The sequence below is a fragment of the Sandaracinobacter sp. genome, assembly GCF_041909755.1.
Taxonomy (GTDB): Bacteria; Pseudomonadota; Alphaproteobacteria; order Sphingomonadales; family Sphingomonadaceae; genus Sandaracinobacteroides.
Genome location: NZ_JAYRCW010000016.1, coordinates 1 through 12,918, shown reverse-complemented (window position 1 = coordinate 12,918; position 12,918 = coordinate 1). Strand labels below are relative to the sequence as shown.

The window sequence follows — 12,918 nt, the reverse complement described above, 5'->3', positions numbered from 1 at the left end:
CCGGATGAAGCTGGATCCCCGCCTGCAGCGATTGATCGACTGGCTGCACGCGCACCGGACATGGCTGTCCGCCCTGCTGACCGTCGCCGTGCTGGGCGTCGCCGGCCTGGCGCTTTGGGAAATCCTGAAGGAAGTGAAGCTGGCGGACATCGGGGCCGCTTTCGGCCGGATCACGCCGCATCAGGTGGCGCTGTCGATCGGGCTGACGGCCCTGTCGTTCTTCGTGCTGAGCTTCTATGACGTGCTGGGGCTGAACGCCATCGGCAAGCCGCAGCCCTATTGGCGGGCGCTGCTGGGCAGTTTCACGGCCTACAACCTGTCCCACAACCTAGGGTTTGCGCCAATCACCGGCGCAGCGGCGCGTTGGCGGGCCTATCGCGGAACGAACCTGGATCCGGGCGACATCGCGCGGCTGGTGGTGATTGCCGGGGTGACCTTCTGGCTGGGCATTTTCCTGCTGCTGGGTGTGTTCCTCGTTTCGTTTCCCGGCGCGCTCAGGGTGCATGACGCCACAATGCCCTATGGCACGCAGGCGCTGATCGGTGGGGGCGTCCTGCTGGCGATCGCCATCTATCTGGCGGCCTGCGCCCGGCAGACGGGGCCGCTGAACATCCTGGGCTGGACCTTGCCGGTGCCCACGCTGCGGCAGGCGCTGATCCAGTTCGCGCTGGCCGCGACAGACATCGCCATCGCCAGCGCAGCGCTGCTGGTGCTGCTGCCGCCCGAAGTCTGGCACCATTATCCGGATTTCCTGGTGGCCTATGTCGTCGCCGTGGTCATCGCGCTGCTGGCCCATGCGCCGGGCGGCATCGGCGTGTTCGAAGCCGTGGTGCTGGTGACCTTGCCTGAGGTGGACAAGCCGTCGCTGATCTCGGCGCTGATCCTCTATCGACTGATCTATTACTGGGGGCCGCTGCTGATCGCGGTGGGGCTGCTGGGGCTGAATGAATTGCGGATGGTCCGGGCGAAACCGGCAACGGATGTTCAGCCAGCGTCAAGGGACGGGCAGCTACCAGAGGACATCACCCTCTGACCCACTCCGGCGCCCAAGAGCATCCGCTCGGGCGCCGGTTCTCTTTTCAGGGTCAGGCGATCATCGCCCGCAGCATCCAGGCAGTCTTCTCATGCACCTGCATGCGCTGCGTCAGCAGATCGGCCGTGGGCTCGTCGCTCGCCGCTTCCACCGCCGGGAACAGTGCGCGCGCCGTGCGCACCACCGCCGCCTGATCCGCGGCCAGTTCGGCGACCATCGCTTCGGCAGCCGGAATCCCGCTCGCTTCCTTCACGGTGGAGAGCTTCGCGAAATCCGAATAGCTGCCGGGCGCCCAGGCCCCCAGCGCGCGGATCCGTTCCGCGATCACGTCCACCGCCATCGCGAGCTCGGTGTACTGCGTCTCGAACATGGTGTGCAGCGTGTTGAACTGCGGGCCGGTGACGTTCCAGTGGAAATTGTGGGTCTTCAGATAGAGGGTGTAGGTGTCAGCCAGCAGGCGCGACAGACCGTCGGTGATCGCATTCAGCTGATCCGCCGGAATGCCGATGTCCAACGCAGCCGGGCCGGGAACGGCCGCTTTCCGTGCCTTCTTGGGCGCGGCCTTCTTTTCGGACTTGGTCGACATGTCGTCCTGCCTTTCCCTTCTGAAATCAGACCCCTGATATAGGCTCGGCGGGCGTCGGTTGAATGACGGGAATTCCGCTATCTGACATCGAAAGCGGTCACCTTGTCGCCCGTCGCCTTGCAGTCGATCGCGAGCTTCTGGCTGTGATCCGGGTAGGTTGCGGTCGCCCGCGCCCGGATCGCCCAGCCATTGCCCTCCCGCGTGGCGCCATCGACACTGTCCAGCCGGACGGCGGTGCCGCCGGTCGCGCCAACCTGCCGGGCGGCTTCGTTCATGCAGGCCTGCCCCGGCGTCCGCGCATCGGACGGGAAGTTCGACAGATCGGCCTGAACAGTCGCGCTCGCCGGCGCGCCGGCGGACCGGCTGCTGCTGTTGCTGCTCTTGCCGGCGGCCGCCAGCAGGGCGATCAGCCCGGCCGCCAGCGCCACGCCCCCGATCACGGCACCCGAATCCGAACCCCCACTGCTGCCGTTGCCGGAGGTATCCCCGCTGACATTGCCATAGCCATAGCCGAAGCGGGCCTGGCAGCCATTGTCCACCCAAACGCTGCTGCGATCATAGCCCCAGCTGCGGCCGCGCACGCAGCTGGCCGACGAGAATTGCCGCAGCAGTTCAACCCGGTTCTCGGTGTTGGCGCTGCACCGGCGGTAGCGATTATTGTCTGACCGGCATTCCATCTGGCCGGCGAAGCCCTGGTTGCTGCCCCAGCCGCCACCTTCGCCCCAGCCACCCCCGCTGTTGTTGCCATAGCCATAACCGAAGCGGGCCTGGCAGCCTGCGCGAACGGTGATCGACCTGCGATCGGCCCGCCAGCTCCGCCCCTCGACGCAGGCGGAACTGCTGTATTGCTGGAGCATTTCCACCCGGCCGTCGGTGTTGGCGTAACAGATCTGCTCGCGTCCGTCGCGGCTGCGGCAGGTGATCTCGCCGGCAAAGCCCTGCCCGCTGCCGCCGCCCCAACCGCCACCGGAGCCGCCGGATCCGCCGCCCCAGCCGCCGCCCGATCCGCCGCCATTGCGGACCAGCGCTTCGAAATTGCCGCCGCAGCCGTTGGAGACCTGGATTGCATTTCCGGTCCGCCGCCAGGTCTGGCCTTCCCGGCACAGGCCCGATCGATCCGGCCCCGTGAAGCTGACGGACATGGTGTTGGCCGGCAGGCTGCATGTCTGCGTGCGGTTGGCCGTGGAATAGCAGGGGATGGTGACGGCGCGATCATAGGTCTGCGCGGCGACGCCGGACAGGCCGATCGGCGCCAATGCCGGCAAGGGCGCCAGCTGCGCGACGATCAGGGCCGTGGCGGCCCCCAGGTTCACCGGCCGGTTGACGTTGTTCATGACCATATCCCCAAGTTGTTGCCCGCTTATCCCGCCAGTTTAGGCCGGGCCGTCCCCGCGTCCAGAGCAAATCCGATACAGCGGTTGAGGCTTTTGGCCGCTGCGGCTACGGGCAGGGCCGAGGAGATTTGAAGTGGACGTTTTTCAGCGGTTCGAAGCGGTGGTGGCGGATGCCGTGAATGCCCTTGTGGCAGACGGCACGGTGCCGGCGGATGCCGCCAATGCGGCGATCGTGCTGGAACCCCCGCGCGACCCGAGCCATGGCGACCTCGCCACCAACGCCGCGCTGGCGCTGGCGAAGGCCGCGAAGACCAACCCGCGCGAACTGGCGACCCGCATCGCCATGGGGCTGGCGCGCCACCCCGAAATCGCCAGCGCGGAAGTGGCCGGGCCGGGCTTCATCAACCTGACGCTGGAACCGGGCGTGTGGCAGGCGGAAATCGGCCGCATCCTGGCCCAGGGCGCGGATTATGGCCGGGGCGACCCGAAGCTGGAGGCGCTGCCCGTCAACGTCGAATATGTGTCTGCCAACCCCACCGGCCCGATGCACATGGGCCATTGCCGCGGCGCCGTGGTGGGCGATGCGCTGGCAAGCCTGCTGGGCTTCGCGGGCCACGACGTGGTGCGGGAATATTATGTGAACGACGCCGGCGGGCAGGTGGATGTCCTCGCGCGGTCGGCCCACCTCCGCTACCGCGAGGCACTTGGCGAGACTATCGGGGAAATTCCCGAGGGCCTTTACCCCGGCGACTATCTGATCCCGGTGGGCCGGATCCTGGCGGCCGAACATGGCGACCGCTTCGTCGGCGCGGACGAAGCGGAATGGCTGGCGCTGTTCCGCACCCGCGCGGTGGCCGCCATGATGGACATGATCCGCGCCGATCTCGCCCTGCTGGGCATCCATCACGACATCTTCTCGTCGGAAGCCGACCTGCTCGCGTCCGGCGCGCCGCAGAAGGCCGAGGCGGAGCTGCGCGCGCGCGACCTGGTGTATGACGGCGTGCTGCCGCCGCCGAAGGGTGAAGTCCCCGAGGATTGGGAACCTGTGGAACTGCCGCTGTTCCGCTCCACCCTCTATGGCGACGACATCGACCGCCCGATCCGCAAGTCGAACGGGCAATGGACCTATTTCGGCAACGACATGGCCTATCATGCCGAAAAGGCCCGCCGCTCCTCGGCGCTGGTGAACATCTGGGGCGCGGACCATGCCGGCACGGTGAAGCGGATCGAGGCCGCCGTCGATGCGCTGACCAATGGCGAGAAGCGGCTGGACGTGAAGCTGGTGCAGATGGTGCGCCTGTTCCGCGCCGGCGAACCGGTGAAGATGTCGAAGCGCTCAGGCAATTTCGTCACGCTGGCCGATGTGGTGAACGAGGTTGGCCGCGACGTGGTACGCTTCATGATGCTGACCAAGCGTCCCGAAGCGATGCTGGACTTCGACTTCGCGGATGTCGTTCAGCAATCACGCGAAAACCCGGTGTTCTATGTGCATTATGCCCATGCCCGGATCTCGTCGGTGCTGCGCCGGGCTTCGGCGTTGAGCCTGCCCTCGCCTGCCCCGCTGGAGCGGCTGGACGCGCAGGAACTGGCGCTGGCGGGCCTTGCCGCGCAATGGCCGCGCGTGGTGCGCCAGGCCTCTGCGGCGCGGGAACCGCACCGGATCGCCTTCTATCTCGCCGATCTGGCGGGCGCCTTCCACACGCTGTGGAACCGCGGCAATGACGATCCTGCCTTCCGCCTGTTCGTGGAAGAGGACGCGGCGCTGACCGCCGCGCGGCTGGCGCTGGCGTCTGCCGTGGCGCAGGTGATCCGCACCGCGCTGGGCGTGATGGGCGTGCAGGCGGCCGAGGAGCTTCGCTGATGGCGAAAGGGCCATCCCCTAGAGATGACGCCCGCCGGCGGGGGCGGGACGAACGGGGCTGGGACGAGCCTGCCCCGCGCCGCCGCCGCGCCGAGCCGGAGGACACCCCCTGGCTGGACGAGGGCGACTATGATGACGACGACGGCCCGACGCATACGCTGATCGGGCGCCGCACACTGTGGGGCATCCTGTTCCTGCTGGGCGTGCTGACGGTGGGCGTTGTTGTGGGCATCACGCTGGTTTCGAAGCGGGACGCCGCCCCCATCGACGTCCCTGCCGTCGGCGAGGAAGTGCCCGTGTTGCGCGCGCCGGGGCCGTGGAAGGTGCCGCCCAGCGGGCCGGATGTGGACGGCGTGCCGGTGGAGGGCCAGGGACAGGTGCTGTTCGGCACCGGAGACGGGCGGGAGACGGAATCGGCCATCGCGCTGGACGCCATGCCGGAAGATCCGCTGCCCCGCCCCGGCGAGGAACAGCCGGTGCCGTTGGCGGACGAGCCGATGGAGGCGGGCGAGGCCCGGATCGCGGCGGCTCCGGCCCCGCAGCCCCCCCGCCCGGCAGCGCCGGCACCCGCCCAGCCGAAGGCCGGTACGCCGAGGACCAGCGTGACGGTAACCCCACGCGAGGCCGACATGGCGCGGCCCCCTCAACCCAAGACGATCGAGGCGCCGAAGCCCGCCGCACCTTCGGCGGGCGGCAGCGGGCAGACGCTGCAGCTGGGGGCCTTTTCCTCCAGCGCGAGGGCGCGCGAGGCGTTCAAGTCGCTGTCCGGCCGCTATGCCTATCTGGCCGGGATGGAGCCGCTGATCGTGACGGTGGCGAGCGACGGCAAGACGCTCTACCGGCTGCGCACCACGGCCCCCAGCCCGCAGGCCGCGCGCGACATCTGCGGCCGGCTGAAGGTGGCCGGTGAAGCCTGTTCGGTGGTGGACTAGCGCAATTCTGCCAGGCGGCCGCGGCCCGCGCCTCCATTCGATCCCGCGGTCGAGGATGGAAGGGGTCGAGCCATGTCGATGTTCCGGCCGGATTTGCCGCAAGGCCATCGGAGCCTGATGGCCGGCGTCGGCGCACGAGCTGAATTGCGGATCGCGGGACGAGCGCCTAGGAGCAGGCCATGACCAACAGCCAGCTGATGCTCATCGGCGCCCTGATCGTGGCGGTTATCGTGGTGGCCTTCGCCCTGCTGCGGGCGCGGGCGCGGCCCGTGGCGGTGGAGCCTGCGCCCGTCGCAGATGCGCTGCCGCCGCCTCCGCCGCCGGCCGACACGCCCTCCCCCTTCCTGCCCGCGCCCGATGGCGAGGCCGACGATCTGGGCCGGATCAAGGGCGTAGGCCCCAAATTGCAGGCCCGGCTGAAGGAGCTGGGCGTGTTCCACTATGCCCAGATCGCGGGCTGGACACCGGCGCAGCTGGCGCTCGTTGATGCCGAACTGGGCCAGTTCCAGGGCCGGCCCGAACGGGACCAGTGGCAATCGCAGGCCCGGCTGCTGGCGAGCGGCGACACCAAGGCCTATGAGCGCGCGCATGGGAAGCTGGGGCCGGATGGCGCGCCCGGCGCGGGCGCTTGACCACGGCTGAAGGGGTGCCGCCCGTTCCGCGTGGGCCGCTGACCTTCATCCTTCTGACCGTGCTGATGGACGTGATCGGCTTCGGGCTGATCGTGCCCGTGCTGCCCACCATCGTGGCCGATCTGGGCCAGGTGGACATGAGCGAGGCGGCCGGCATCGGCGGCTTCATCATCATGTCCTATGCGCTGGCGCAGTTCCTGTTTTCGCCGGTTCTGGGCGGGCTTTCGGATGCGTTCGGGCGGCGGCCGGTCCTGCTGGCGTCGATGGGCGGCTTTGCCGTCAGCATGCTGATCATCGCCTTTGCACCATCGCTCGCGGTGCTGTTCGTCGCCCGGATCCTTGCCGGCGTGACGGGCGCCAGCATCGCGACGGCAAACGCCTATATCGCCGACATCACCCCGCCCAGCCGGCGGGCGCAGACCTATGGCCTGCTGGGCGTGGCCTTCGGGCTGGGGTTCGCGCTGGGCCCCGCGATCGGCGGCCTGATCGGATCCCTGCATCCGCGCTGGCCCTTCCTGGTGGCGGCGGGAATGGCGGGCTGCAACATGATGATCGGCTTCTTCCTGTTGCCGGAAAGCCTGCCTGCCGATAGGCGGCGGCCGTTCAACTGGCGGCGGGCGAACATCGTGGGCAGCATCCGGCAACTGGGGCGGCTGGGCGGCAGCCTGCGCCAGCTGGCGCTCGTCTATTTCCTCTGGATGCTGGCGATCCAGTCGCTGCACGGCATCTGGAGCTATATCACTGCCTACCGCTATGGCTGGTCGCCGTTCGGCATCGGCCTGTCACTCACCTTCGTGGGGGTGCTGGCGATCCTGGTGAACGGCCTGCTCGTCAGGCGCAGCGTGCGCATGCTGGGCGAATGGAGGACCGCGATTACCGGCATCAGTTTCGGCACGATGGCCTATGTCGTCTATTTCTTCGCGGATCAGCCCGCGCTTGCCTATCTGGGGCTTCTGGTGGGATCGATGGGCGGGCTCACCGTGCCCGCGCTTCAGGCGCTGATGACGGAGCGCGCGCCCGCCAATGCGCAGGGAGAGCTGCAAGGGGCGCTCGCCACCCTCTCATCCCTCACCATCATCCTTGGGCCGCCGCTGTTCGCCTATGTGTTCAGCCGATTTTCCGGCCCCGACGCAGTCCTGCACCGGCCGGGGATGCCGTTCATGCTGTCGATCCTGCTGGCCGGGGCGGCGCTGTTCGCGCTGATGCGGAACAAGCCGACGAACCCGGCCCTGCAGCAATAGCCTGTCAGGCCCTCAGCAGCCGCCCCGGCAACGCGCCGGTCGGCTCGCCCCGCTCGAAGGTGGGCACCCCGGCGCACAGCGTCAGCAGGATGCCGCGTGGCCGCTGCAGCAGCCGCCCGCCGCCCGCGGGAAGGTCATGCACCATCCGCGGCGGCGGCACCGACAGCGCCTCCAGATCAACAATATTCAGGTCGGCGCGATAGCCGGGCGCGATCACGCCGCGATCCATCCAGCCCACATGCGCGGCATTGCGCTGCGTCAGGCCGTGCACAAGCTGTTCAAGCGGGATGCTGGCGCCTGCCTTGTTGCCCTTGCGCCAGATCGCGATGGTGCTGGTGGGGAAGCTGGCGTCGCAGATGGTGCCGCAATGCGCCCCGCCGTCCGACAGGCCATAGAGCGTGTTCGGCGCCGTCATCATCGCGTGGACATCGTCCAGGCTGCCGCGCGCATAGTTGATGAGCGGCATATAGAGCAGGCGATGGCCGTCCTCCTCGCGCAGAAGGTCCAGCATATATTGGGCGGGCGTCACCCCGGCCTTCGCGGCCTCCGCCGCCACTGATCGGTCTGCAGTCGGTTCATAGTCGACCGGATCGGACACGCGGAACATGCGGCTGAAGCCATGCGCGATCAGGGCGCCGAAGCCCTCCGGATGGGTTTCGGCATGCTGTTGCAGCAGCCGTTCGCGAACGTCGGGCTTTCCAAGTTCGGCCACCCGTTCGGCAAGCGGCAGGGCGCCGATGCGTCGCCATTCCGGGCAGAAGAGGAAGGGGTTCAGCGTCGCTTCCAGCCCCTGCACCACGCCGATCGGGCGCGGGGCGACCTGGCATTTCACATCCAGTCCCTTGGCCACCATCTGCTGCACCCGGGCAAAGATGTGGTGGAAGCGGTCAGGGGCTTCGTCTGTCTGCTGCACGGTGAACGACAGCGGCCGTCCGCTGGCGACCGCCATCGCCTCGATGAGGTCCAGCTCACGGTCTGCGAAGGCGTCATCCGCCGTCAGATAGGCGTCCGAGATCAGCTGGATCACGCCCTTGCCTGCCCGGCGCATGGCGGCTGCAATCCCCAGCAGTTCCGCCTCGCCCGCCTCAAGCGTGCCGATATTCTCGCCCGAGCGGCTGCGATGAACGAAGGTCCGGCTGGTCGAAAAGCCCAGCGCGCCGGCATTCAGCGCCTCTTCCGTCAGCCGCGCCATCTCGGCAATTTCGGCCTCGGTCGGATGTTCGCGGTGATCGCCCCCGCGATCCCCCATCACATAGGTGCGAAGGGCCGCGTGCGGCAGGTGCGCGGCCACATCCAGCGCGAAATCCCGGCGGCCAAGCGCTTCGAGATAATCGGGAAAACTCTCCCAATCCCAGGTCAGCCCTTCCGCGAGCGCCGTGCCCGGAATGTCCTCCACCCCTTCCAGCAGCGCGATCAGCCAATCGTGCCTGTCCGGCCGGGCGGGGGCAAAGCCGACTCCGCAATTGCCCATCGCCAGCGAAGTGACGCCGTTGAGGCTGGTCGGCGCGAGGAAGGGATCCCAGCTGGCCTGCCCGTCATAATGGGTGTGGATATCGACGAAGCCGGGCGTGACAAGGCGGCCCTCGGCGTCGATGATGCGCGCAGCCGGGCCGGATACGGCACCCACCTCGGCAATCAGCCCGTCCTTCACGGCGATATCGGCCGGGCGCGCCGGTGCGCCTGTGCCATCGACGAGCATCGCATTGCGGATCAATATGTCGAACATGTCTCACTCTCCCGCCTCTGATCGTCCGCCTTTCTCCCCTTGCGTCAAGCTGACGAAGGCATGAGCCCCGTTTCCCGCCGCGAGGCGCTGGTGTTGGCCGGGCTGCTGGGGGCGGGCGGTGTCGCCCTTGTCACCCTGCGCTCGACAGCGCCGGTGGGGGTGGTGCTGGATCAATCCCCGGCGCTGCAGGCGGCGCAGGCAGAGCAGCGCCCGGAATGGGGACCGGCTGATGCGGACCTGTCGCTGCTGGTTTTCACCGATTTCAATTGCGGCGCCTGCCGCAGCGGGCACCCCGACATGATGGCTGCGGCTGAGGCAGACGGAGGCGTGCGGATCCGCTTCTTCGACTGGCCGATTTTCGGAGACGACAGCCGGGCAGCAGCCATTGGCGCTCTCGCGGCAGACAGGCAGGGGCTTTACCTGCCTGTCCATTCCCGACTGATGGCGGGCGGGCGGGCGGATGGCGCATCAGCCGAAGCGGCGCTTTCAGCCGAGGGCGGGAATGTGGCGGCCTATCGGGAAACGCTGACACGCGACTCTCCCGCGTTCGAAGGGCAACTGGCGCGCAACGCGTTCCACGCCTTTGCACTTGGCCTGGGTGGCACGCCGGGTCATCTGATCGGGCGCGTGCTGGTGCGTGGGGCCGTGCCGGAACGGTCATTCCGCCGGGCGTTCGATCAGGCCCGCGCACTCAATCGATAGGGTGGCGGCGCGCGGCCCGGGCGCTATCGACCGGGCAGATCAAACCGAGGGAGACGGACATGAGCATCGGTGTTGTGGCGATCATCCGGGTGAAGCCGGGAACGGCTGCTGATTTCGAAGCCACCTTCACGGCGCTGGCAAAGCAGGTTCGCGCGAACGAGCCGGGCAATCTCCTCTATCAGCTCACGAAAAGCCGCACCGAGGCAAACACCTACAAGGTGCTTGAACTCTATGCCGATGATGCCGCACTGGCCGCCCACCGCGACATGCCGCATTTCAAGGCCGCAGGCCCCGCGCTGGGCGCCGTGCTGGCCGGCGCACCGGAGATCGAAGTGCTGGACGGGGTGGACTGACCCACCCGCCGACGAATGCCGGCAATCGGCAAACGCAGGTTCTGATGTCGGTTCGGGTATGGCGCGCCCGGCAGGACTCGAACCTGCGACATTCCGCTTAGAAGGCGGATGCTCTATCCAGCTGAGCTACAGGCGCGTTCGGCGCATGCCTTAGCGCGAAAGCGCAGCGGCTACCTAAAGTTTTCAGCGTAGCTCTGGAGGATCAGCTTCCGGGCCGGGGGCTGCTCCACCTGCGGCTCGAAGCCCTCGCGCGCGGCATAGGCCAGCGCCGACTCAAGAGAGGGAAAGGTCAGCCGCAGCTGGGTTTCCGTGTCGCCGCTGCCCACCCAGCCCATCATCGGGTCCGGGCGCTTCTTCTCGACAGGCTCCGGCTCCAGAATCCAGCTGTCCGCACGAGCCTTCCCGGATTGGGTCGCGCGCATGCCGCGCTGATAGATTCGAGCCTTTCGCATGGGCTTGCCCTAGGCGGGACGGGCGCCGATTTCAACCGCGCGAACGCGCATCCGCTGCCTTCGTCCGCACCGTGGCCGCCGCCGACGCCGGGTCGTCGGGCCAGGGGTGCTTGGGATAGCGGCCCTTCATGTCCTTCTGCACATCCTTCCACGCGCCCTTCCAGAAGGCGGGAAGGTCGCGCGTCTTCGCCACGGGGCGGCCCGCAGGTGATGTCAGCGCAAGGGTGAGCGGAACGCGGCCGTCCGCCAGCATCGGATGCGCGCCAAGGCCAAAGACCGCCTGTACCCGCACCTCCGCTTCGGGGCCGCCGCCGGCCCCATAGTGGATCGCATGGGTCGTCCCTGCCGGGCTGGAGAAGCGGGCTGGCGCAAACCGGTCCAGCGCCTGTCGCGCGTTCCAGTCGAGCCTGTCGAGCAGCGCGCCCTCCAGCTTCACATCCGACAGGCGCGCCACGCCACTCAGGCGGGGCGCAAGCCACTGGTCAAGGGTCGAGAGCAGCCCCTCTTCGCTGGCATCGGGCAGGCCGGGGCATCCATGGGCAGCCGCAAAGCGCAGCCGGGACAGCGTCGCCGTCTCGCTGTCAGGCCAGGGCAGCGCGACCATCCCCTGTGTCCGCACCTCTGCCAGCAGCGCGGCAGAGACGGCCTCGGCGCTGGCGGGTGCGCGACGGCGGCCGACTTCAATCGCCCCCAGCCGCGAAATGGACAGCAGCGCCAGCCGCCCGGTCGCCGGATCGGGCGCGAGCGACTCATCGGTTGCGGTCCGCCCGTCCAGCCATTGCGGCAATGCCTCCGGCGGAATTGCCGCCGCCAGCCGGATCCGGGCCGAAGCGCCCGCGCCCCCGGCATCCGCCACGGCCAGCCATTCCGCCTTTGCCAGCGGGTCCGCCGCTTCCAGGCTGACACCCCTGCCGTTCGCCATCAGATAGTCCGCCGTGAGGTCGGAAGGGCCCGGACGCTTCCGCAGCCTTGCGACCCGGTCAGGGAAGGCTTCCGCCAGCAGCAGGGCGACGGAAAGCTTCCCCCGGCCATCCGCCTGCTGAAGCCGTTCGGCCTCCCGCGACCAACGCTCCGCCAGGCGGCGCGCGGCGGCTGCGCGGGGGCTGCGATCCGAATCGAAGCGACGCAGCCGGTCTTCGAGATCGGTGGCGCCACCGCCCACCCCGCGCTCCTCCAGCAGCGCGGCGATGGCGCCGGCCGTCGCCGCCTGCCCCCGCGCGGCGCCTTCGATCAGCATATGGGCAAGCCGGGGCTGCAGGCCGAAACGGGCGAGCAGCCTACCATGGGGCGTCAGGCGGCCATCGGACTCCAGCGCCGCCAGCGCCCGCAGGTCTGCGCTGGCTGCGGCAACGGCAGCCGCCGGCGGTGGATCGAGCCAGGACAGTTGCTCAGGCGAAGCGCCCCAGGCCGCAAGCCGCAACAGCATGGGCGCCAGATCGGCCTCCAGGATTTCGGGAGGATCGAAGGGGATGAAGCCGCGCGTCTCGCCCTCTTCCCACAACCGAAGCGCAAGGCCGGGGGCCTGTCGTCCGGCCCGGCCCGCGCGTTGCGTGGCAGCCGCCTGAGAGACCCGCTCCGTCATCAGTCGGGTCAGGCCTGAGGCGCGATCGAAGCGGGGCCGGCGGGCGAGGCCGGAATCGATCACCGTCCGCACACCGTCGATGGTGAGCGAGGTTTCGGCGATGCTTGTCGCCAGCACCAGCTTGCGGCTTCCCGGTTGCAGCGCCGCGCGCTGGGCGGCGGGATCTGCCGACCCGTGCAGCTTGTGAAGGACAATGCCGGGCGGCAGCGACAGCCGCTCCGCCGTACGCTCGATCTCTGCCACGCCCGGCAGGAAGGCCAGCACGCTGCCCTCCCCCGCGTTCAGCGCCTCTCCGATCGCGGACGCCATCCTGTCCTCGATACGGGCGTCGGACCGGCCGAGATGACGGATCTGAACGGGGAAGCTGCGCCCCTGCGATTCCAAGATCGGCGCGTCTCCCATCAGCCGCGCGAACCGGGCGCCGTCCAGCGTGGCCGACATCGCAAGGATGCGGATTTCGGGGCGAAGCTGCTGCGCGTCGAGC

Annotated in this window: 12 protein-coding genes and 1 tRNA gene; 7 read left to right on the top strand and 6 right to left on the bottom strand. The window is 68.7% G+C overall.

Translation table 11 applies throughout. The features are described 5' to 3' along the window. Nucleotides 1–4: 4 nt before the first annotated feature. On the top strand, nucleotides 5–1,033 hold the full coding sequence (locus ACE3O8_RS04010; RefSeq protein WP_374387029.1) for a hypothetical protein: 1,029 nt from the start codon (nucleotides 5–7) through the stop codon (nucleotides 1,031–1,033). Nucleotides 1,034–1,085: 52 nt separating this feature from the next. On the opposite strand, the gene ACE3O8_RS04005 is transcribed toward ACE3O8_RS04010, so the two are convergent. Both ACE3O8_RS04005 and ACE3O8_RS04000 read right to left on the bottom strand, forming a co-directional pair. Then, nucleotides 1,086–1,619 carry a Dps family protein gene (locus ACE3O8_RS04005; RefSeq protein ID WP_374387027.1) on the bottom strand — a complete coding sequence of 178 codons (534 nt, stop codon included), beginning with the start codon at nucleotides 1,617–1,619 and terminating at the stop codon, nucleotides 1,086–1,088. A 77-nt stretch (nucleotides 1,620–1,696) separates the two neighbouring features. Next, a complete protein-coding gene (locus ACE3O8_RS04000) occupies nucleotides 1,697–2,953 on the bottom strand; it encodes a DUF3011 domain-containing protein (RefSeq protein ID WP_374387025.1) in 1,257 nt (418 codons plus the stop codon). 133 nt (nucleotides 2,954–3,086) lie between these two features. On the opposite strand from ACE3O8_RS04000, the gene argS reads away from it, so the two are divergent. From argS to ACE3O8_RS03980, 4 genes are all read left to right on the top strand, one after another. After that, on the top strand, nucleotides 3,087–4,814 hold the full coding sequence (argS, locus tag ACE3O8_RS03995) for an arginine--tRNA ligase (protein WP_374387023.1): 1,728 nt from the start codon (nucleotides 3,087–3,089) through the stop codon (nucleotides 4,812–4,814). Next, entirely contained in the window at nucleotides 4,814–5,746 is a 933-nt protein-coding gene (locus ACE3O8_RS03990) for an SPOR domain-containing protein (protein WP_374387021.1), read from the top strand. Before argS ends, ACE3O8_RS03990 begins: the two co-directional genes overlap by 1 nt. Nucleotides 5,747–5,925: 179 nt before the next feature. Beyond that, nucleotides 5,926–6,378, top strand: coding sequence for a hypothetical protein (locus ACE3O8_RS03985; protein ID WP_374387019.1), 453 nt, complete (start codon nucleotides 5,926–5,928; stop codon nucleotides 6,376–6,378). Then, the gene (locus ACE3O8_RS03980) at nucleotides 6,375–7,619 is read left to right on the top strand and encodes a TCR/Tet family MFS transporter (protein ID WP_374387017.1); all 1,245 of its coding nucleotides are present in this window, start codon (nucleotides 6,375–6,377) and stop codon (nucleotides 7,617–7,619) included. Before ACE3O8_RS03985 ends, ACE3O8_RS03980 begins: the two co-directional genes overlap by 4 nt. 4 nt (nucleotides 7,620–7,623) lie before the next feature. Here the strand turns inward: ACE3O8_RS03980 and ACE3O8_RS03975 are convergent, their stop codons facing one another. Continuing rightward, nucleotides 7,624–9,345, bottom strand: coding sequence for an amidohydrolase family protein (locus ACE3O8_RS03975; protein ID WP_374387015.1), 1,722 nt, complete (start codon nucleotides 9,343–9,345; stop codon nucleotides 7,624–7,626). Between the two features lie 60 nt (nucleotides 9,346–9,405). Here ACE3O8_RS03975 and ACE3O8_RS03970 point away from each other — a divergent pair, with 60 nt between their 5' ends. Both ACE3O8_RS03970 and ACE3O8_RS03965 read left to right on the top strand, forming a co-directional pair. Beyond that, nucleotides 9,406–10,047, top strand: coding sequence for a DsbA family protein (locus ACE3O8_RS03970; RefSeq protein ID WP_374387012.1), 642 nt, complete (start codon nucleotides 9,406–9,408; stop codon nucleotides 10,045–10,047). 59 nt (nucleotides 10,048–10,106) lie between these two features. Next, nucleotides 10,107–10,400 (top strand): putative quinol monooxygenase, encoded by a 294-nt coding sequence (locus ACE3O8_RS03965; RefSeq protein ID WP_374387009.1) that lies wholly within the window; start codon nucleotides 10,107–10,109, stop codon nucleotides 10,398–10,400. A gap of 59 nt (nucleotides 10,401–10,459) precedes the next feature. On the opposite strand, the gene ACE3O8_RS03960 is transcribed toward ACE3O8_RS03965, so the two are convergent. The 3 genes from ACE3O8_RS03960 to hrpB all read right to left on the bottom strand — a co-directional run. Further along, nucleotides 10,460–10,536 (bottom strand) — tRNA-Arg (locus ACE3O8_RS03960). Between the two features lie 34 nt (nucleotides 10,537–10,570). Beyond that, nucleotides 10,571–10,852: an NADH dehydrogenase ubiquinone Fe-S protein 4 gene (locus ACE3O8_RS03955; RefSeq protein WP_374387007.1), complete on the bottom strand. Its 282-nt coding sequence runs from the start codon at nucleotides 10,850–10,852 to the stop codon at nucleotides 10,571–10,573. 31 nt (nucleotides 10,853–10,883) lie between these two features. Then, a partial coding sequence (gene hrpB / locus ACE3O8_RS03950; protein WP_374387005.1) for an ATP-dependent helicase HrpB occupies nucleotides 10,884–12,918 on the bottom strand: 2,035 nt, incomplete at its 5' end.

Excerpts from the sequence above, each read along its gene's own strand:
- ACE3O8_RS03965 (WP_374387009.1), top strand. The coding sequence starts at position 10,107 with ATGAGCATCGGTGTTGTGGCGATCATCCGGGTGAAGCCGGGAACGGCT.
- ACE3O8_RS04010 (WP_374387029.1), top strand. The coding sequence starts at position 5 with ATGAAGCTGGATCCCCGCCTGCAGCGATTGATCGACTGGCTGCACGCG.
- ACE3O8_RS03985 (WP_374387019.1), top strand. The coding sequence starts at position 5,926 with ATGACCAACAGCCAGCTGATGCTCATCGGCGCCCTGATCGTGGCGGTT.
- ACE3O8_RS03970 (WP_374387012.1), top strand. The coding sequence starts at position 9,406 with ATGAGCCCCGTTTCCCGCCGCGAGGCGCTGGTGTTGGCCGGGCTGCTG.
- ACE3O8_RS03975 (WP_374387015.1), bottom strand. The coding sequence starts at position 9,345 with ATGTTCGACATATTGATCCGCAATGCGATGCTCGTCGATGGCACAGGC.
- ACE3O8_RS04005 (WP_374387027.1), bottom strand. The coding sequence starts at position 1,619 with ATGTCGACCAAGTCCGAAAAGAAGGCCGCGCCCAAGAAGGCACGGAAA.
- ACE3O8_RS03955 (WP_374387007.1), bottom strand. The coding sequence starts at position 10,852 with ATGCGAAAGGCTCGAATCTATCAGCGCGGCATGCGCGCGACCCAATCC.
- ACE3O8_RS03990 (WP_374387021.1), top strand. The coding sequence starts at position 4,814 with ATGGCGAAAGGGCCATCCCCTAGAGATGACGCCCGCCGGCGGGGGCGG.
- ACE3O8_RS04000 (WP_374387025.1), bottom strand. The coding sequence starts at position 2,953 with ATGAACAACGTCAACCGGCCGGTGAACCTGGGGGCCGCCACGGCCCTG.